This window comes from Streptomyces sp. NBC_00259 (assembly GCF_036181745.1).
Lineage (GTDB): Bacteria > Actinomycetota > Actinomycetes > Streptomycetales > Streptomycetaceae > Streptomyces > Streptomyces pratisoli.
This window is the reverse complement of the sequence record NZ_CP108080.1, coordinates 266,439-284,419: the sequence shown is the minus strand read 5'-3', so window position 1 is coordinate 284,419 and position 17,981 is coordinate 266,439. Positions and strand designations below refer to the sequence as shown.

Genomic DNA, 17,981 nt, shown 5'->3' with positions numbered 1-17,981 from the left:
ATCCGCACGATCGTGCTCAACAGTTGGCGACCGGCGCATTCCGCGGAACCGGGGCCCGTCAGGTCCTGGCTGTACTGACCTGACCCCCGTCGTCCGCCGCCGCCACCGACCGCGCCCACCGGTAGTCCGCCTTGCCGCTGGGCGAGCGCTGGATCGCCGGTGCGATGACCAGCTGCCGGGGGATCTTGTACCCGGCAAGCCGGGCCCGGCAGTGCTCCTGCACGGACTCCAGATCGAGGGCCGCCGCGCCCTGCCGCAGCTGTACCACGGCCGCCACGTGGTTGCCCCACTTCTCGTCGGGGACCCCCGCGACCAGCGCGTCGTACACGTCGGGATGGGCCTTGAGCGCCTGCTCGACCTCCTCCGGATAGACCTTCTCGCCGCCGGTGTTGATGCACTGCGAGCCACGGCCGAGGACGGTGACGACACCCTCCTCGTCGACCGTCGCCATGTCGCCGAGCAGCACCCACCGCTCGTCACCCTTGCGGAAGAACGTCTCGGCGGTCTTCACCGGGTCGTTGTAGTAGCCGAGCGGCACATGGCCACGCTGGGCGATACGGCCCGGCTCCCCGACGGCGACCGGCTCGAACGTGGCCGGATCGACCACCTGCGTACGGCCGTTGACGCGCACCCGGAACCCGTTGTCCTGCCCCGAGTCGTCCGTCGCCGTACCGTTGAAGCCGGACTCCGACGAGCCGAAGTTGTCCAGCAGCATCACGTTCGGCGCCAGCGCCCTGAACTGGTCGCGCACCGTCTCGGACATGATCGCGCCGGACGACGACACACTGAACATCGAGGACAGGTCCGCGCCCTTCAGCGGCCCGTTGAGCGCGTCGATCAGCGGCCGCAGCATCGCGTCGCCCACCAGCGACACCGACGTCACCCGCTCCCGCTCGATCGTCCGCAGCACCTCCTCGGGCACGTACTTGCGGTGCAGCACCACCCGCTGGCCGAAGTTGAAGCCGATGAACGAGGTGAGCGTCGACGTCCCGTGCATCAGCGGGGGAGTGGGGAAGAAGGTGATGCCGTCGCCGCCGGCCGCGACCCGCTCGGCGATCTCCTCCGGCCGCTTCACCGGCTCACCGGTCGGCGCGCCACCGCCGAGCCCGGCGAAGAAGAGGTCCTCCTGGCGCCACATCACGCCCTTGGGCATCCCGGTGGTGCCGCCCGTGTAGATGATGAACTGGTCGTCCGCCGAGCGGGGCACGAAGCCGCGCTCCGGCGAAGCCGCCGCCTCGGCATCGCTGAACTCCGTGCAGTCGAGGGCCGCCGTGCCCTCCTCCGGCGTTCCCACCCGCACGAGGTGCCGGAGCTTCTCCGTCTGCGGCAGCGCTGCCGCGACCCGCTCCGTGAACTCGGCGTCGAAGACGAGAGCGGCGAGATCCGCGTCGCGGTAGAGGTAGACCAGCTCCTCCTCCACATAGCGGTAGTTCACATTGACCGGGACGACGCGCGCCTTGAGACAGCCGAGGACCGTCTGCAGGTACTCGACGCCGTTGTAGAGGTGCAGCCCGAGGTGCTCGCCCGGCCGCAGCCCGGCGTCGATCAGATGGTGGGCGATCCGGTTCGCGGCGGCGTCCAGCTCCGCGTACGTCAGCCGGCGCTCCGCGCCCGTACCGGGATGGTCGACGTACACGAGCGCCTCGCGGTCCGGGACCACGTCGACGACCGACTCGAACAGGTCGGCAAGGTTGTACTCCACCGTTCCTCCTGACCCCGGCCCGTACGGCGCAACTGCCTCGGAGCGGTCATTAGAGCGCCGCCGCTCGCAACTGGGAAGGGGTCCCGCAGAAGAAATCTGACTGACTGTCAGAAAACTATTGAACTGGACCCCGGGCTCCTGCAACCTGTTCTAGGTCTTGAGACGGGAGGACGGTCATGGCGGGTACGGAACACCTCACCGTGCAGCGCGAGGGCGCCACGCTGGTGCTCACCTTGAACAGGCCCGAGGCGAAGAACGCGCTGTCGCTGCCGATGCTGGTCGGGCTGCACGACGGGTGGGTGCAGGCCGACGAGGACGACGGCATCCGCTCCGTCGTCCTCACCGGAGCCGGCGGCGCGTTCTGTGCGGGCATGGACCTCAAGGCCCTGGCGGGAAGGGGAATGGAGGGCGAGCAGTACCGGGACCGGCTGAAGGCCGACCCCGATCTGCACTGGAAGGCGATGCTGCGGCACCACCGCCCGCGCAAACCCGTCATCGCCGCGGTCGAGGGGTACTGCGTCGCAGGAGGCACCGAGATCCTCCAGGGTACGGACATCCGGGTCGCGGGCGAGAGCGCCACGTTCGGACTGTTCGAGGTCAAGCGCGGCCTCTTCCCGATCGGCGGCTCGACCGTACGGCTCCAGCGTCAGATCCCCCGCACCCACGCCCTCGAGATGCTCCTCACCGGCCGCCCCTACACGGCCGCCGAAGCCGAACGCATCGGGCTCGTCGGCCATGTCGTCCCCGACGGCACCGCGCTGGAGAAGGCCCTCGCCATCGCCGAGCAGATCAACGCGTGCGGTCCGCTCGCGGTGGAAGCGGTGAAGGCGTCCGTGTACGAGACCGCTGAGATGACGGAGACGGAGGGCCTCGCGGCCGAGCTGAAACGCGGCTGGCCGATCTTCGACACGTCCGACGCGAAGGAGGGTGCCCGCGCGTTCGCGGAGAAACGCGATCCCGTGTACCGGCGGGCGTGAACTGCCCCTCCCCGCCTCCCTCAGAGCGTGCCGGGGTCCGGTGGCGGGCTCCCGGCGGGAAGTGGGGGTCCCCGCGTCGCAGGGCGCAGGCGGCGCGGAGGGGAGAACGCCCTGCGCGGCGGCCCACGCACCTCACCCGTCCCCAGACCAAGGAGCCCCAGCATGCCGTCCACACCCGCACCGGAGGTGCTCCGCGCACCCCTCGTCGTCGAGTTCCCCTTCACCCGCTCCCTCGGCCCCGTCCAGTCCGCCTTCCTCACCGGACTGCGTGAGCGCACCGTCCTCGGTGTGAAGACCTCCGGTGGCCGGGTCCTCGTCCCGCCCGTCGAGTACGACCCCGAGACCGCGGAGGAGATACGCGACCTCGTCGAGGTCGAGGCTACCGGCACCGTCACCACCTGGGCCTGGAACCCCGAGCCGCGTCCCGCCCAGCCCCTCACCACCCCCTTCGCCTGGGTGATGGTGAGGCTCGACGGCGCCGACACCGCCCTCCTCCACGCCCTCGACGCGCCGGGACCCGACGCCGTACGCACCGGAATGCGCGTCCGGGTCCGCTGGGCCGCCGAGCGCACCGGAGCGATCACCGACATCGCGTGCTTCGAACCGCACGACGGCGCCGCCGGTCCCGACCACGACGGCGCCCCCCATCACAGCGGGGAGTTCGCCGACCCCGTCACCCGCGTCGTCGCCCCGGCCCGCCTCGACTACACCTACACGCCCGGCCGTGCCCAGGCCCGCTTCATCAACGCCCTCGCCGGGCAGCGGATCACCGGGGAGCGCTGCCCGTCCTGCCGCAAGGTGTACGTCCCGCCCCGTGGCGCCTGCCCCACCTGCGGCGTCGCCACCTCCGAGCAGGTCGAGGTCGGTCCGCGCGGCACGGTCACCACGTACTGCATCGTCAACATCAAGGCGAAGAACCTCGACATCGAGGTGCCGTACGTCTACGCGCACATCGCCCTCGACGGCGCCGACCTCGCCCTCCACGCCCGCATCGGCGGAATCCCCTACGACCAGGTGCGCATGGGCCTGCGCGTGGAACCGGTGTGGTCCGAGGGAGGCCGGCACCCGGACCACTACCGGCCCACCGGCGAACCCGACGCGGACTACGACACCTACAAGGAGCTGCTGTAGCCATGCGAGACGTCGCGATCGTCGCCTTCTCCCAGACCGACCACCGGCGCAGCACCGAGGAGCTCTCGGAGGTCGAGATGCTGATGCCGGTGCTGCACGAGGTCCTCGAACAGACCGGGCTGCGGACCGGGGACATCGGATTCACCTGCTCCGGTTCCTCCGACTATCTCGCCGGCCGTGCCTTCTCCTTCACCATGGCGCTCGACGGAGTCGGCGCCTGGCCGCCCATCTCCGAGTCGCATGTCGAGATGGACGGTGCCTGGGCGCTCTACGAGGCGTGGGTGAAGCTCCTCACCGGCGAGGCGGACACCGCGCTCGTCTACTCCTACGGCAAGTCCTCGCCCGGTCCGGTCCGCGATGTGCTGACCCGCCAGCTGGACCCGTACTACCTCGCCCCGCTGTGGCCCGACTCCGTCGCACTCGCCGCCCTCCAGGCCCAGGCGCTGATCGACGCCGGGGAGGCCGACGAGCCGGCCCTGGCCGCGATCGCCGCCCGCAGCCGTAGCGACGCGGCCGGCAATCCGCACGCCCAGCTGCGCGGGCCCCGCGACCAGGGCGAGTACCTCGTACGGCCGCTGCGCACCGGCGACTGCCCGCCCATCGGTGACGGCGCGGCCGGCGTCGTCCTCGCCGCCGGGGACAAGGCCCGCGAGCTGTGCGAACGACCCGCCTGGATCCGCGGCATGGACCACCGCATCGAGGCCCACAGCCTCGGCGTGCGCGATCTCACCGACTCGCCCTCGACCCGGCTCGCGGCCGAACGGGCCGGGGCCTTCGAGCGGCCGGTGGACACCGCCGAGCTGCACGCCCCCTTCACGTCCCAGGAGGTCGTGCTCCGCAAGGCCCTCGACCTCGACGAGAGGGTGAGGGTCAATCCGTCCGGCGGAGCCCTCGCCGCCAACCCCGTCATGGCCGCCGGCCTCATCCGCCTCGGCGAGGCCGCCGCCGCCGTCCACCGCGGTGAGTCCGAGCGGGCCCTCGCCCACGCCACGTCCGGCCCCTGCCTGCAGCAGAACCTGGTCGCCGTCCTCGAAGGAGAGCCGCATGTCGGTTAAGGAACCCGTGGCCGTCGTCGGCGTCGGCCAGACCGAGCACGTCGCGGCCCGCCATGACGTGTCCATCGCGGGACTGGTCCGCGAAGCCGCGCGGCGCGCCCTCGACGACGCCCAGCTCACCTGGGCGGACATCGACGCCGTCGTCATCGGCAAGGCCCCGGACTTCTTCGAGGGTCTGATGATGCCGGAGCTGTACCTCGCCGACGCGCTCGGCGCCGTCGGCAAGCCGATGCTCCGGGTCCACACGGCGGGCTCGGTCGGCGGTTCGACCGCGCTCGTCGCCTCCAACCTCGTCGCGGCCCGCGTCCACCGGACCGTGCTGACCCTCGCCTTCGAGAAGCAGTCCGAATCGAACGCGATGTGGGGCCTGTCGCTGCCCATTCCGTTCCAGCAGCCGCTCCTGGCGGGCGCGGGCGGCTTCTTCGCCCCGCACGTGCGCGCCTACATGCGCCGCAGCGGCGCACCCGACACCGTCGGTTCCCTCGTCGCCTACAAGGACCGGCGCAACGCGCTGAAGAACCCCTACGCCCATCTGCACGAGCACGGCATCACCCTGGAGAAGGTGCAGTCCTCGCCGATGCTGTGGGACCCGATCCGCTACTCCGAGACCTGCCCGTCCTCCGACGGTGCCTGCGCGATGATCCTCACCGACCGGGCCGGTGCGGCCCGTTCACCGCGACCGCCGGCCTGGGTGCACGGCGGCGCGATGCGGAGCGAGCCCACGCTCTTCGCCGGGAAGGACTTCGTGTCGCCGCAGGCCGGCAAGGACTGCGCGGCCGACGTCTACCGGCAGGCCGGCATCGCCGATCCGCGCCGTGAGATCGACGCCGTCGAGATGTACGTGCCGTTCTCCTGGTACGAGCCGATGTGGCTGGAGAACCTGGGCTTCGCGGCGGAGGGCGAGGGCTGGAAGCTGACCGAGTCCGGCGCCACGGAACTGGACGGGGATCTGCCCGTCAATCCGTCGGGCGGCGTGCTGTCCACCAACCCCATCGGGGCCTCGGGGATGATCCGCTTCGCCGAGGCGGCGCTCCAGGTGCGCGGGCAGGCGGGCGAGCACCAGGTGGACGGCGCGCGCAAGGCCCTCGGCCACGCCTATGGGGGCGGCTCGCAGTTCTTCTCCATGTGGCTGGTCGGCGCGGAGCCGCCGTCGAACTGAGCGGCGGGTCCTCTCCCGTCGCGGCCTGTCCGCGACGGGGGCCGATCGCTAGTCTGAGCCCCGGACGACGAACCGGGAGGAGTACGGACGTGGCCGAGACCATCACCACGGGCCAGCCGCTTACGGGCTGGGACAAGCCGGACCTCGACCTCAGCCAGGCGGAGTGGCGGTCGGGCAGCCAAGGAGCGGGCGACGTTCAGATCGCCTTCGTCGAGGGCTTCATCGCGATGAGGAACGGCGGCCGTCCCGAGAGCCCGTCACTGATCTTCACCCCGGCCGAATGGCGTGCCTTCGTAGTCAACGCCCGGGAGGGGGAGTTCGACCTCACCTGAGACGGTGGCCCTGAGGGCGGCCCTCCGACGGGCGGGCCGCCACGCCGATGCACCCGGCGAATCGAAGGGCGACACGCGCGTGCCGCCTTCATTCATGGCCCACATCGGGCCCCGGCCGGTGATCTAGGCTGCGGATCATGAGTGCAGAGCGCGATCTCCACCGCCTCCTGACCACCATGCGGCCCGAACTCAACCCCGGCCGCCATGTCTTCACCACCGTCCCCGGCCCCACACCGCCACCCGGTCTCGCGCCCGTCGTCACCGTGGCCGAGGCCGAGGGCCTGACCCTCGTCGTACGCCAGGAGCTGGCCGACGCCGCCGGGCTGTCGTACGACTATGTCGCGGGCTGGATCACCCTGCGCGTGCACTCCGCGCTGGACGCCGTCGGACTGACCGCCGCCGTCGCCACCGCGCTCGCCGACGCGGGCCTGAGCTGCAACGTCGTCGCGGGCCTCCACCACGATCACCTGTTCGTGCCGTACGAGCGTGCCGAGGAGGCCGTCACCCTGCTGAGGGAACTAGGCCGTGTCTGACAAATCCCGCCTGGCGCGCGACGCCCGGCACGCACTCCCCCGTAGCCCTTCGGGCACGGGAGGTGCCCCCACGCTGCGTTGTCGGAGTCATCCAAGTACGTCCAGTACGAGGATGATCTCCCCCAGCCTTCGGCGGGGGCACCCCCACCGCCTTGCGATTGCACGCACCGGACGCCGCACGCCCCGCCCTGCGGGCGGACGGCGCTATTTGTCAGACACGACCTGGCCGCCCACCCGCGCTGACGCGCCCGGCCGCGAGGGCCCCGCACAGGGGCGACACGCGGGCCGCCCGCGACGCCTCCGACCTGCCGCGCGCAGGGGGCGCCCGGTCGGCGTCAGGGGGACCCGGCCACGTACCATGGCGGCATGTCCTTCCTCCGCCGCCGCAGCGCCGCCACTCCCGCGGGCCCGGACTTCGACGTCCTGGCCATGGACCCGGGGGACTGGCCGGGCAATCTGGGCGCCGGGCTGCTGCCCGCACCCGACGGGAGCTGCCAGGGCGTGTTCCTGCGCTACGACCTGTTCGGCGGACGCGGCCCCGCGATGATCATCGGCAATCTGCCGGAGGGTTCGCCGGCCCGGGAGCTCGGCGAGGGCCAGGCCCCCTTCGAGGTCGCCCAGCTGCTCGCGGCGCTGGACAACGACGAGGAGGTCACGGTCGTCGGCACCGAGGACGTCCCCGTGATGCAGGGCGACAACCTGCTGATCGTGCGCAGGATCAAGCTCTCCGAAGGCCGGATCTCCTGCGTGCAGTTCGACCGCAGCGACAACGTCCTCGTCACCATCGCCAGCTGGGACCGGCCGATCACCGACGACCTGTACGCACTGCTGAAGCCGCTGCCCGCGGAACTCTTCCAGCAAGGCTGACCGGCCCGTCCCACCCACCACCGCACTCCCGGTCCACTCCTGTAGAGCCGGCACGACACGATCGAGATCCACGGCCCGCCCTTCAAGGTGCGCGCCGGACAGCGGTACGTCATCGACGACCGAGGTGTCGTCCGGCCGGACCGGGGCCCGTCCTAGCCTAGAGCCGTACGGCGCCCGCACTCGCACCCGCACAGGCGCCCGAACCCGCACCCGCGTCGGTGCGGAACCGGTCCACGATCCTCGCCGCGGACATCCCGAGCGCGGTCGGTCCGGCGAGCCGCAGGGGCGAGCCCGCGCCCGCGTGCACGTCGTCCGGTCCGTACCGGCGGATGCTCCGGTGCCAGTTCAGGATGCCCGCGATCCAGTCCTCCAGCTCGCGCACATACGCGTCGAGAGCCGCCCTGCCACGCGCATCCAGGCCGAACTGCTCGTACAGCAGCGGCAGTTCACGCTCCTTGAGGTGCTGGAACTGGCGCAGGCGTGAGCGCATCAGGTCGTCGACGATCGCGACCGCCGCCGCGTAGTCGCAGCCGAAGAAGTTCTGCACCACCAGGACGGCGTTGTGCACCTCCCCCTCGACCTCGATCTCCTTCTGGTAGGAGAAGAGATCGTTGATCAGCACGGCGTAGTCCGACGCGGAGCCCTCCAGGCTCCGCACCGTCCCGGTCCGGTAGATCTCCGGAGGCAGTTCCCCCTCGCGGCGCAGTCGGCACAGCATCATCGTGAGGTCCGAGCCGAAGGTCAGACGCCGCATCTCCATGTAGTCGACGGGATCGGGCACCCGGTGCTGCGCCTGGTTGTGCAGTTCCCACAGCCAGCTCTCGAGCATCACGTCGAGGGCGCGCCGCAGCTCCGCCCGTGACTCGGGGCCCATCGGCCCGGCAGTCCGTGCCCACAGATCGGCGAGAGCCCGCTCCATGGGGCTGACCGCGGCCGCCGCGCCGGCCGCCGGGTCCTCCAGCGGCAGACACGCCATGAGCCGGTCGGTGCACGCCTTCGCACCGAGGAGGTTGCGTGGGCGGCCGAACACGAGCGGGTAGTAGTCGTCCCCGTACGTCCCCCAGGTCAGCCACTCCGCGCTCAGCTCCAGCTCCTCGGGCGTCGCGTCCGGATCGAGGCCCGCCGAGCAGAGCGCGAAGTCGAAACCGGCGAGCATGGGCTCGTCCCAGATGTCCCCGAGCAGCCCCATCCGCTCGGCCCACGCGATCGACTTCCTCCTGGCGTCCTCGTGATGCGGACTGACCGTCAGTGGGAAGGGGCAGTCGAACTCGGGCAGCAGCGACGGGCCGGTCGGCCGGTGGGGGACGTGGGTGAGGCCGTGCAGCCGTGCCGCGGCGGGGCGGCCGAACAGCGTCCTGACGTCCAGGGCCGACGTGCCGAGCACTCCGCCGAACAGCGAAGGCCCGCTCACCGCACCCTCGTTCATATAGCGGCTGGAGCGCAGATGCCACTCATGGCCGCCGGACTGCCAGTCCTGGAGTCCCTTCGTGTACGCGGCGATCGCCGCGCACTCCGCCGGATCCAGTCCGTTCTCCACACAGAGCGCCGGCACCTCGGTCAGCGCGGTGTTCTCGAACTGCTGCAGCCGGGACGTCAGCAGGTCGTTGACCGCCTCGGCCGCCTCCTGTGTCGTACAGCCGAGGAACTTCTCCAGCACCAGCACGCCGTTGCTGTTCTCGCCCTCGTCGGTGACCTCACGCTCGTACGAGAACAGGTCGTTGCGCAGATGCACGGCATCGGAGAACGCGTCCCGCAGCACCCGCATCGGCCGCGAGCCGGCCACCGCCGCCGGGACCTCCGCCCCCGCCGCGTACTCCACGAGCCCCGCCGACCACGGCGCGCCGCCCACCTTGCGGCGCATCTCGATGTACTCGACGGGGTTGGCGATCCGCCCCTCGTTGATGTTGTGGAGCTCCCACAGCGACTCGTTCAGCAGATGCTCCGTCGCCTCGGAGAACCGGGCCCGCCACGCCGCCGACATGCTCGGCACCGTCCGGGCCCACAGATCGGCGAGACCCGCCTCCACCTGGTTCTCCGGCTCCGGGGTGCCCTGTGCCGGATCCCTCGGCATGAACGCCGGGAGCCGGTCCAGATACGCCTTGCCGCCCGCCGTGTCGCCGCTGCGTTTGAAAACCTCCAGGAAGTGGTCGTCGAAGAAGAACACCCACACGTACCAGTCCGTGACCAGCGACAGCGCCTCCGCCGAACAGTCCGGGTGGGTGTACGCGCACAACAGGGCGTAGTCGTGCGCGTCGAGATCCTCCAGCTCCCAGATCCCCGACCCCTCCAGCATGCCCATGCGGTGCGCCCACTCCCGGGTGTGCTGCCGTGCCACATCGACATGCGGATTGAGCCGTGCCGGATACGGAACATAGAAATCCGGCAGGTGGAAGGGCTGTGCCATGCGTGCCCGGCCTTTCGGTGAGCGTCCGCGCGCGAGCCGCGCGGACCGGTCGGCGTACGGGCCAGCCCTACCCGTCGCCCATCCGGACCACGCGACCACGGTGATCACCCGTCCGGATGAACCCGCCGCGCGCGAGCACCGCGCCCACCTCCGGCCGGCGCCCGTCTACCGCCTCTGCACGCGTCCGTCTACCGCCTCTGCACGCGCACGTCCGCAGCCTTCACGAAGGCGACCCGGTGCCCGAACTGGATCTCGTAGTACATCTCCTTGCCACGAACGACCGTGTGGTGGGAGGAGTCGAACGTCGTCGCCCAGTAGTACTCGCCCGGAGTCCGCCCCCCGGTCACGTACTCCTGCCCCGCCGACAGCTTGTACGGCAGCGGTGTCACCGCCTGCACCGGCACGCCCGCCGGGTACGCCGAGGCCTCCGGATAGGCCCGCCCGTACACCGGCACCTCCGTCAGGCCCTCGCGCGGGGCGACGACCGATGCCCGTGCGCCCACCGCGGTCGGCTCCTTGCGCGGATTGTGGAACCACGCCTTCTGGCCCAGGTACCAGATGGCCGTCCAGTCACCGCGCCGCTCCGCCACCGCGTACTGCTGGCCCGTCGAGGCCCGTGCCCCCGTGTCGTTGACCCCGTTCGTGGAGTCCTCGCCACCCGGCCGCAGCCCGGCGTCCCTGACCAGCGGAGCCGTCTCGTTCGGCGCGGTGTGCAGCCGCACCGCCCCCGAACCGTGCGCCGGGCAGGTGTCCCCGGGCTTCTCGCAGCTCGTGTACACCGGCCGGTGGTCGTCGTAGTCCGGGCGGATCGTCACCACGGACGCGCCAGGGCCCGCGGTCGGGACGAGCGGCCGCCCCAGCAGGTTGAAGTAGTGCGCCCAGTCCCAGTACGGACCCGGGTCGGTGTGCATCCCGGCAATGGTCGAGGGCAGCGTGCCCGGCACGTTGTCGTGGCCGATGATGTGCTGCCGGTCCAGCGGGATGTCGTAGCGCTTGGCGAGATAGCGCACCAGCCGGGCGGAGCTGCGGTACATCGCCTCCGTGTACCAGGCGTCGGGACTGACGAGGAACCCCTCGTGCTCCAGGCCGACCGACTTGGCGTTGACGTACCAGTTGCCCGCGTGCCAGCCGACGTCCTTCAGCCGCAGATGCTGCGCCACATGCCCGTCGGAGGAGCGCAGCGAGTACTGCCACGAGACGTACTCCGGGTTCTGGACCAGCTGGAGCGTGGTGTCCCAGGTCGCCTCGGTGTCATGGATGACGATGTACTCGACCGCCTGCGACGCGGGACGGTTCCCCTTGTCGTGGTTGCCGTAGTCGCCCGCGCCGAACTCCTTGTACGGAGCCGGGATCCACTCGCACGCCACGGACCGCGGACACTCCGTCAGCCCCTGGTCGACGGTCCGCAGGCCGAGGCCGTCGGCCGTCGCCGTGTCCGGCCGCAGCCCGGCGTCAGCCGGCAGTGCCACCCGCTGGCCGCTGTCGGTGGTCCGGCTCTGGCCCGAGCGGATGACGTCGTACACATCGTCGGCGTACGTCTTCGCGGTCGCCGAGTCGTCGGCGCCGGAGAACCGCGCCACCGCCCCGTACCAGTCCGCAGGGTCATCGCTCGGCTGCCCGCCGAGACGCTTCTGCGCGGCCGCGAGCAGGGCTGCCCCGCCACGGACGTTCGCGGCGGGGCTCGTGCGCAGCCGCTCGGGGGAGATACCCGTGAGCTGCGCGGCGCGCTCCAGCGTCCGCAGCCGCGCGGGCAGCGTCCCACCGTCCTCGACCGCCGTCGCGTCGCTCGTCCGCGGTGCCCGCGCGGCGTCCCCGCGGGCGTCCTCCGAGCCGTGCGAATGGTGCGGTGCTCCGGCCAGCGCCGTCCTGGCGTCCGTCAGATGCATCGGGCCGTAGCCACCGGTGACACTCGGGGCGCCGCCGTGCCCGTCCCAGCGGGACTGCAGGTAGGAGACACCGAGCAGCACGCTCTGCGGCACCCGGTACTCGGCCGCGGCCTCCGCGAAGGCGCGCTGCAGTTCCCCGGACGGCGCGGGCTGCTCCGCGGTGGCGGACGGAGCGGCCGAGACCAGGGTCAGCAGCAGCGCCGCGACCACCGCCCCCCGGCTACGAGCGCTTCTCGGTCGTACGAGGGCGGATGCCTGCAATGCAGCCTCCAGTGACGGGTGGTGCGCGAGGGACCCGTACAGGGGTAGCGGCTCCCGGACGATCCGTCAATGAGGCTCAACGGTGCGGAATTCACCGCCAGGCACGAGGGGCCGACGGCCTGCGGTGCGTCAGTGGCGTGGACCAATGACCGTGACGCGGCCCGGTCGGCCGCGCCGGTGAGGAGCCGTGCGGCAGGCCGTGGTGACGTCCCGTCAGGCCATCGCCCTCGCCAGTTGCCCGTCCACCTGAGCGGGCGACAGGGCGTGCTCGATCGCCAGGATCCCCGCACCCACCGCCGCCGCGTTCTCACCCGTACGGCTCGGCTCGATCCGCAGCACATGCGTCGCCAGGGGATGCGACCGCCGGTACACCGCCTCCCGTACGCCGGCCAGCAACTGATCGTGTACGGCGGCCAGGGCGCCGCCCACCACCACCGTGTCCGGATTGAAGAAGTTGACCAGCCCCGCCAGCACCTCGCCGACCGCCCGCCCCGCCTCGCGCACCATCCGGACCGCTTCCCGGTTGCCCGACTTCACCAGCCGGACGACATCGCTGCCCGACGCCGCCTCCAGCCCGAGTCCGGCCAGCCTCCCCGCCAGCGCGGCCCCGCCCGCGACGGCCTCCAGACAACCGGAGTTGCCGCAGCGGCACTCCTCCTCCTGGTCGCCGACCCGGATGTGCCCGATGTCGCCGGCGCAGCCCCGCGCACCACGGTGCAGTCGTCCGTCCGCGATGATTCCGCAGCCGATGCCCGTCCCCACCTTCAGATACAGCAGGAAACGGGTGTCGGGGAAGGCACGGCGCTGCTCGCCCAGCGCCATCACGTTGACGTCGTTGTCGACCAGCGCGCGGACACCGAAGCCCGCCGCGAAGAACTCCGGGATCGGGTACTGGTGCCAGCCCGGCATGATCGGCGGGTCCACCGGGCGGCCCGTCGAGAACTCGACAGGACCCGGCACCCCCACGCCGATCGACCGCAACGTCCCCGCCTCGCGGCCCGCCTCCCCGAGCAGCGTGTGCATGGTGCGCTCCACATGACGCAGCACCACGTCGGGCCCGTCCGCGATCGACAGCGGATCCTCCCGCGTGGCCAGCATCGCGCCGCCGACGTCCATCAGCGCCACCCGGCAGTGCGAGGCTCCGAGGTCCACGCCCGCCACCGCGTGCTCCTCGGTGCGCAACTGGAGCCTGCGCGGGGGCCTTCCGCCCGTCGACCCGCCGTCGGCGTTGTCCTCGTCGACGAAGCCGTGGGCGATCAGCGCGTCCACCCGCTGGGACACCGTGGACCGGGCCAGCCCGGTGATCCGTGCGATGTCGGCGCGGGTCGCGGCGGCCCCGGAACTGATCAGCGCGAGCACCTCACCGGGCGAGTACGGGACGGCGGAGGAGCTGGGATCCGTCGGCGAAGACATGCCGGAAACCATAGGGAGGACTTCCGCCGCTCACAAGACAGCGCTTGTTCGGCCATCGACACAAGTCCCAGCCAACTCGACCGGCGGCAACGCCGCTTGGACCCTTGATGGCGCAAAGGGCCGTCGCGACATCGCTCCGCAGACACCGCGCCCGACGCGCCCGCCCCGCGGCGGCTGCACGGGCCGCGATCAGGCCGGCGGTACGACCGCCACGGGGCAGGGTGCGTGGTGCAGCCCCGCATGGGCGACGGACCCGATCCGCGCACCGACGGGGGAGCGGTGAGCCCGGCGGCCGACCACGAGCAGCCGCGCACGGGCGGACGCCGACAGCAGCACCTGCCCCGCGCTGCCGATCTCGACGTGTTCCCTCACCGGCACCTGGCGGAAGCGCTCCCGCCAGGGCGCGAGCGCCTGCTCCAGCGCCTGCTTCTCGTACGGTTCCAGCCCGCCCGCCTCGTCGGCCAGGTGCATCGACCCCGGGCTGTAGGCGTAGAGGGAGGGCAGGCTCCACGCCCGCACCGCTCGCACGGTGGCGCCGTGCGCGGCCGCGGTCTCGAAGGCGAAGCCCAGAGCCGACGCGCTGTCCTCGGGCGAGCCGTGCTGGCCCACGACGATCTCACCGCCGTCCTGCGGCCGCGCCTCCTTCTGATCCTGTGCCTCCCCGTCCTGGGCACGGACGGCGACGACGGGGCACGTGGCCGAGGCGATCACCTGCTGACCGTAGGAGCCGAGGAGGAAGCCGACGATCGCGCCGTGGCCACGGGATCCGAGGGCCAGCATCTCGGCGCGCTCGCCCTCGCTCAGCAGCGCGGAGACCGCCGTGTCCGGTACCACCTCGACGCCGACCGGCAGGTCCGGGTACCGCTCGGCCACATACTCCTGGGCCTGGCGCACCACACCGTCGGCCGACTGTGCCTGCGTCTCCCTGTCCTGGACGATCGGCACGTCCAACGGCTGCCACAGCCAGGCGTGCACGATACGGAGGGGGAGCCCGCGGAGCGTGGCTTCACGAGCCGCCCAGCCCGTCGCGGCCAGGCTCTCCGGTGATCCGTCCACTCCTACGGTGATGGGTCGGGCCATGGGGGGTGAGTCTCCGTCCGGTCGAGAGGCACGGCCACGACCTGCGGCCGAATGCGACCGGATTCGGGTTCCCCGTTCGCGCTCTCCCCACACCTGGCCCCAGGCCGGGCAACCGCCCGAGCGAGGCTCGTCGACCGCCGGGCGGACCAGTCACGGAAGCACCGGCGGACCAGCCACGCCGGCACCAACAGAGCGCTGCGCGTCCAGTGTGTCGGCACTGGGCGCGCAGCGCTCTTCCCCCTTCACGGCTCGCTCGGCCCCCGGGCGCACCAGCCCCCTTCGGACCACCGGCCGCCGTTGACGGTCAGCGAGTGCCGACCGCAGCGCGCACGGCCCGCCGTGCCAGCGCGCAGTCATCGTGCAGCCGCCGCAACAGCAGCCGCTGCTCCTCCCCGGACGAGATCGCTCCGTGCTGGGGCTGTACGGTCCCGGCCGGAGCCGCGTCCCGCATGGTCCGCTGCACCGCGGTCTCGTACGTCCGGATCTCCCGGGTGAGCACCAGCATCAGGTTCACCAGGAACGCGTCCCGCGTCGCGGGACCCGACTGCTGTGCCAGCTGGCTGATCTGGCGCCGCGTCACCGGGGCGTCGCCCAGGACGGCCCAGAGCGTCGCGAGGTCGTAGCCCGGCAGATACCAGCCCGCGTGCTCCCAGTCGACCAGCACCGGACCCGTCGGCGCCAGCAGGATGTTCGACAGCAGCGCGTCACCGTGACAGAACTGGCCCACGCCCTGCCGGCCGCCCGTATGCGCCAGTCCGTGCAGCAGCTTCTGCAGATCGCCGAGATCACGGTCCGTGAACAGCCCCAGCTCGTGGTAACGGGCGATCCGCGACGCGTAGTCCAGCGGTGCGTCGAACATTCCGGCCGGCGGTCGCCACGAGTTGAGCCGGACGATCGCTCCCAGCGCCGCCCGGACGTCCGCACGCGGCGGAGCCTCGGAAGGGTGCCGGGCGAGGGCCGCCGGACGGCCCGGCATCCGCTCGACGACGAGCGTGCAGTTGTCCGGGTCCGCGGCGATGAGCCGAGGCACACGCACCGGCGGGCGGTGCCGGACGAACGCACGATATGCAGCTATTTCGTGCCTGAACCGCTCGGTCCACACCGGCGACTGATCCAGTAAGCACTTGGCCACGGCCGTGGTGCGTCCCGTCGTACCGACCAGGAGCACCGAGCGGCCGCTCCTGCGCAGCACCTGGACCGGATTGAACTCCGGACAGATGCGGTGCACGGACGCGATCGCCATCCGCAGCTGCGCGCCCTGAGGGCCTGACAAGTCGATTCGCCCGCTGAGCGGTTGACCGACCGCCCCCGGCCACCGCCGGGCCCGGCCGGTGGGGGAGGGATCGAGAAACGGCCCGCCGCCGGCCTGCAGGGAACGCTGCGGGCGGGGCGGGGCGGACACGGAGGACGATGCTGTGTACATGGGAGATACAGATCCCTTCGTGTGCCGGCAAGTCATGTGCGCGGCCCTGCCCCGGAAGCCTTCGGCACCCTGGGGAATGCTCTCGGGTCCCGGGGCGGGGTGGCGCGTTCCTACCTGACACCGGATCGCGGGTGGCACACCATCTGGCGGACCCTGGCGAACCCTGGCGAATAGTCGCAACGCATCTGACAGGGGGTTACTGTCAACTCAGCCGAGAACCTGGGGGCTTGACGTGACCGGAGAACCCAACACCCGCCTGGCAGATCTGTTCGGCCTCGCCGGCTGGTCCAAGGGCGAACTCGCGCGGCTCGTGAACCGGCAGGCGGCGGCCATGGGCCATCCGCAGCTGGCGACCGACACCTCGCGGGTCCGGCGCTGGATCGACATGGGGGAGACCCCGCGCGATCCCGTGCCCAGAGTGCTGGCAGCTTTGTTCACCGAGCGACTCGGCCGTGTCGTGACCATCGAGGACCTCGGGTTCGTACGGCACGGACGCACGGGAAAAAGGCGGGACGTCGGCGGTACCAAGAACCCCGACGGCCTGCCCTGGGCGCCCGAACGTACGGCGGCGGTCCTCACCGAATTCACGGGAATGGACCTCATGCTCAACCGACGCGGCTTGGTGGGCGCGGGCGCCGCGCTCGCCGCAGGCTCCGCACTCAGCAGCGCCATGCACGACTGGCTGCAATCCGACCCCGCACTCGCCTCCGACGCCCCTCGCCTCCACGACCCCCTGCACGCCGACCCCGCTGGGTTCGACCGCTATGAGGCCGCCCCCATCGGGTCGCAGGAGATCGAGGCACTGGAACGCTCCGTCGAAGTGTTCCGGGCCTGGGACGCGGCCCGCGGTGGCGGGCTCCAGCGCAAGGCGGTCGTGGGCCAGCTCAACGAAGTGGGCGGCATGCTCGCCTTCCATCACCCCGATCACCTCCAGCGGCGCCTGTGGGGCGTCGCCGCCAACCTCGCCGTCCTCGCCGGCTGGATGTCCCACGACGTCGGCCTCGAACCCACCGCACAGAAGTACTTCGTCATCGCCGCCCACGCGGCCCGTGAGGGCGGCGACCGTCCTCGCGCCGGCGAAGCACTCTCCCGGGCCGCCCGCCAGATGGTGCATCTCGGCCGCCCGGACGACGCCCTCGACCTGATGAAGCTCGCCAAGACCGGCTCGGGCGAGGAGATCCTGCCGCGTACCTACGCGATGCTGCGCACCATCGAGGCCTGGGCACAGGCCGCCATGGGCCGCGGCCAGGCCATGCGCCGCACCCTCGGCGAGGCCGAGGAGCTCTTCGTCTCCGACAAGGGCGATGTGCCACCGCCCAGCTGGATGCAGATGTTCGACGAGGCGGACCTGCACGGTATGCAGGCCCTCGCCTACCGCACCCTCGCCGAGCACGAGCCCGCCGCCGCGAACACCGCACAGCGCCACGCCAGGCAGGCGCTGCAACTGCGGGAGGGCGGCCGCCAGCGGTCGAAGATCTTCGACTACATCTCCATGGCGTCGGCCTGCTTCATCGCCGACGACCCGGAGCAGGCCGACCGGTACGCCCGGCTGGCGCTGGTGTCGATGGGGGAGACCTCGTCGCACCGCACCTGGGACCGGCTGCGTGAGATGTACCGGCTCACCGGACAGTACTCCGGCTACGCGAAGATCGAGGACCTCCGCGAGGAGATCCAGATCGCCCTGCCCAACAGCCCGACCAAGCGCTCGCGGAACAGGGAGATCTGAAGGCACCCAACACGCCGGAACCCAGGGTATGC

At 71.6% G+C, this 17,981-nt stretch carries 14 protein-coding genes; 8 read left to right on the top strand and 6 right to left on the bottom strand.

The genetic code is table 11. The features are described 5' to 3' along the window. Positions 1-58: 58 nt before the first annotated feature. Positions 59-1,702 (bottom strand): acyl-CoA synthetase, encoded by a 1,644-nt coding sequence (locus OG766_RS01400; protein ID WP_328724331.1) that lies wholly within the window; start codon positions 1,700-1,702, stop codon positions 59-61. A gap of 176 nt (positions 1,703-1,878) precedes the next feature. Here OG766_RS01400 and OG766_RS01395 point away from each other — a divergent pair, with 176 nt between their 5' ends. The 7 genes from OG766_RS01395 to OG766_RS01365 all read left to right on the top strand — a co-directional run bounded on the left by OG766_RS01395 (position 1,879) and on the right by OG766_RS01365 (position 7,756). Then, complete coding sequence (locus OG766_RS01395) at positions 1,879-2,679, top strand: crotonase/enoyl-CoA hydratase family protein (RefSeq protein ID WP_266377485.1); 801 nt, start codon at positions 1,879-1,881, stop codon at positions 2,677-2,679. A 162-nt stretch (positions 2,680-2,841) separates the two neighbouring features. Beyond that, positions 2,842-3,810 carry a Zn-ribbon domain-containing OB-fold protein gene (locus OG766_RS01390; protein ID WP_328724330.1) on the top strand — a complete coding sequence of 323 codons (969 nt, stop codon included), beginning with the start codon at positions 2,842-2,844 and terminating at the stop codon, positions 3,808-3,810. Between the two features lie 2 nt (positions 3,811-3,812). Continuing rightward, positions 3,813-4,865: a thiolase domain-containing protein gene (locus OG766_RS01385; protein WP_328724329.1), complete on the top strand. Its 1,053-nt coding sequence runs from the start codon at positions 3,813-3,815 to the stop codon at positions 4,863-4,865. Then, the gene (locus OG766_RS01380) at positions 4,855-6,024 is read left to right on the top strand and encodes a thiolase domain-containing protein (protein ID WP_266377492.1); all 1,170 of its coding nucleotides are present in this window, start codon (positions 4,855-4,857) and stop codon (positions 6,022-6,024) included. Before OG766_RS01385 ends, OG766_RS01380 begins: the two co-directional genes overlap by 11 nt. A gap of 89 nt (positions 6,025-6,113) precedes the next feature. Then, positions 6,114-6,356: a DUF397 domain-containing protein gene (locus OG766_RS01375; RefSeq protein ID WP_266377494.1), complete on the top strand. Its 243-nt coding sequence runs from the start codon at positions 6,114-6,116 to the stop codon at positions 6,354-6,356. Between the two features lie 137 nt (positions 6,357-6,493). Continuing rightward, positions 6,494-6,889, top strand: coding sequence for an ACT domain-containing protein (locus OG766_RS01370; protein WP_266377497.1), 396 nt, complete (start codon positions 6,494-6,496; stop codon positions 6,887-6,889). Between the two features lie 366 nt (positions 6,890-7,255). Further along, the gene (locus tag OG766_RS01365; RefSeq protein WP_266377501.1) at positions 7,256-7,756 is read left to right on the top strand and encodes a hypothetical protein; all 501 of its coding nucleotides are present in this window, start codon (positions 7,256-7,258) and stop codon (positions 7,754-7,756) included. A 157-nt stretch (positions 7,757-7,913) separates the two neighbouring features. Here the strand turns inward: OG766_RS01365 and OG766_RS01360 are convergent, their stop codons facing one another. From OG766_RS01360 to OG766_RS01340, 5 genes are all read right to left on the bottom strand, one after another. Continuing rightward, positions 7,914-10,160, bottom strand: coding sequence for a terpene synthase family protein (locus OG766_RS01360; protein WP_328724328.1), 2,247 nt, complete (start codon positions 10,158-10,160; stop codon positions 7,914-7,916). A gap of 188 nt (positions 10,161-10,348) precedes the next feature. Continuing rightward, the gene (locus tag OG766_RS01355) at positions 10,349-12,256 is read right to left on the bottom strand and encodes an N-acetylmuramoyl-L-alanine amidase (protein ID WP_328724327.1); all 1,908 of its coding nucleotides are present in this window, start codon (positions 12,254-12,256) and stop codon (positions 10,349-10,351) included. A 264-nt stretch (positions 12,257-12,520) separates the two neighbouring features. Then, positions 12,521-13,720, bottom strand: coding sequence for an ROK family transcriptional regulator (locus OG766_RS01350; protein WP_328724326.1), 1,200 nt, complete (start codon positions 13,718-13,720; stop codon positions 12,521-12,523). 189 nt (positions 13,721-13,909) lie between these two features. Beyond that, entirely contained in the window at positions 13,910-14,800 is an 891-nt protein-coding gene (locus tag OG766_RS01345) for a universal stress protein (RefSeq protein WP_328724325.1), read from the bottom strand. Between the two features lie 304 nt (positions 14,801-15,104). Then, positions 15,105-16,223, bottom strand: coding sequence for an aminoglycoside phosphotransferase family protein (locus OG766_RS01340; protein ID WP_266377518.1), 1,119 nt, complete (start codon positions 16,221-16,223; stop codon positions 15,105-15,107). Positions 16,224-16,455: 232 nt separating this feature from the next. Here OG766_RS01340 and OG766_RS01335 point away from each other — a divergent pair, with 232 nt between their 5' ends. After that, positions 16,456-17,949: a DNA-binding protein NsdB gene (locus OG766_RS01335; protein WP_266377521.1), complete on the top strand. Its 1,494-nt coding sequence runs from the start codon at positions 16,456-16,458 to the stop codon at positions 17,947-17,949. The last annotated feature ends 32 nt before the right edge of the window (positions 17,950-17,981 follow it).

What these genes read in the sequence shown, in the direction of transcription:
- OG766_RS01390 (WP_328724330.1), top strand. Translation starts at nt 2,842, where the DNA reads ATGCCGTCCACACCCGCACCGGAGGTGCTCCGCGCACCCCTCGTCGTC.
- OG766_RS01385 (WP_328724329.1), top strand. Translation starts at nt 3,813, where the DNA reads ATGCGAGACGTCGCGATCGTCGCCTTCTCCCAGACCGACCACCGGCGC.
- OG766_RS01345 (WP_328724325.1), bottom strand. Translation starts at nt 14,800, where the DNA reads ATGGCCCGACCCATCACCGTAGGAGTGGACGGATCACCGGAGAGCCTG.
- OG766_RS01350 (WP_328724326.1), bottom strand. Translation starts at nt 13,720, where the DNA reads ATGTCTTCGCCGACGGATCCCAGCTCCTCCGCCGTCCCGTACTCGCCC.
- OG766_RS01395 (WP_266377485.1), top strand. Translation starts at nt 1,879, where the DNA reads ATGGCGGGTACGGAACACCTCACCGTGCAGCGCGAGGGCGCCACGCTG.
- OG766_RS01370 (WP_266377497.1), top strand. Translation starts at nt 6,494, where the DNA reads ATGAGTGCAGAGCGCGATCTCCACCGCCTCCTGACCACCATGCGGCCC.
- OG766_RS01360 (WP_328724328.1), bottom strand. Translation starts at nt 10,160, where the DNA reads ATGGCACAGCCCTTCCACCTGCCGGATTTCTATGTTCCGTATCCGGCA.
- OG766_RS01380 (WP_266377492.1), top strand. Translation starts at nt 4,855, where the DNA reads ATGTCGGTTAAGGAACCCGTGGCCGTCGTCGGCGTCGGCCAGACCGAG.
- OG766_RS01340 (WP_266377518.1), bottom strand. Translation starts at nt 16,223, where the DNA reads ATGTACACAGCATCGTCCTCCGTGTCCGCCCCGCCCCGCCCGCAGCGT.
- OG766_RS01365 (WP_266377501.1), top strand. Translation starts at nt 7,256, where the DNA reads ATGTCCTTCCTCCGCCGCCGCAGCGCCGCCACTCCCGCGGGCCCGGAC.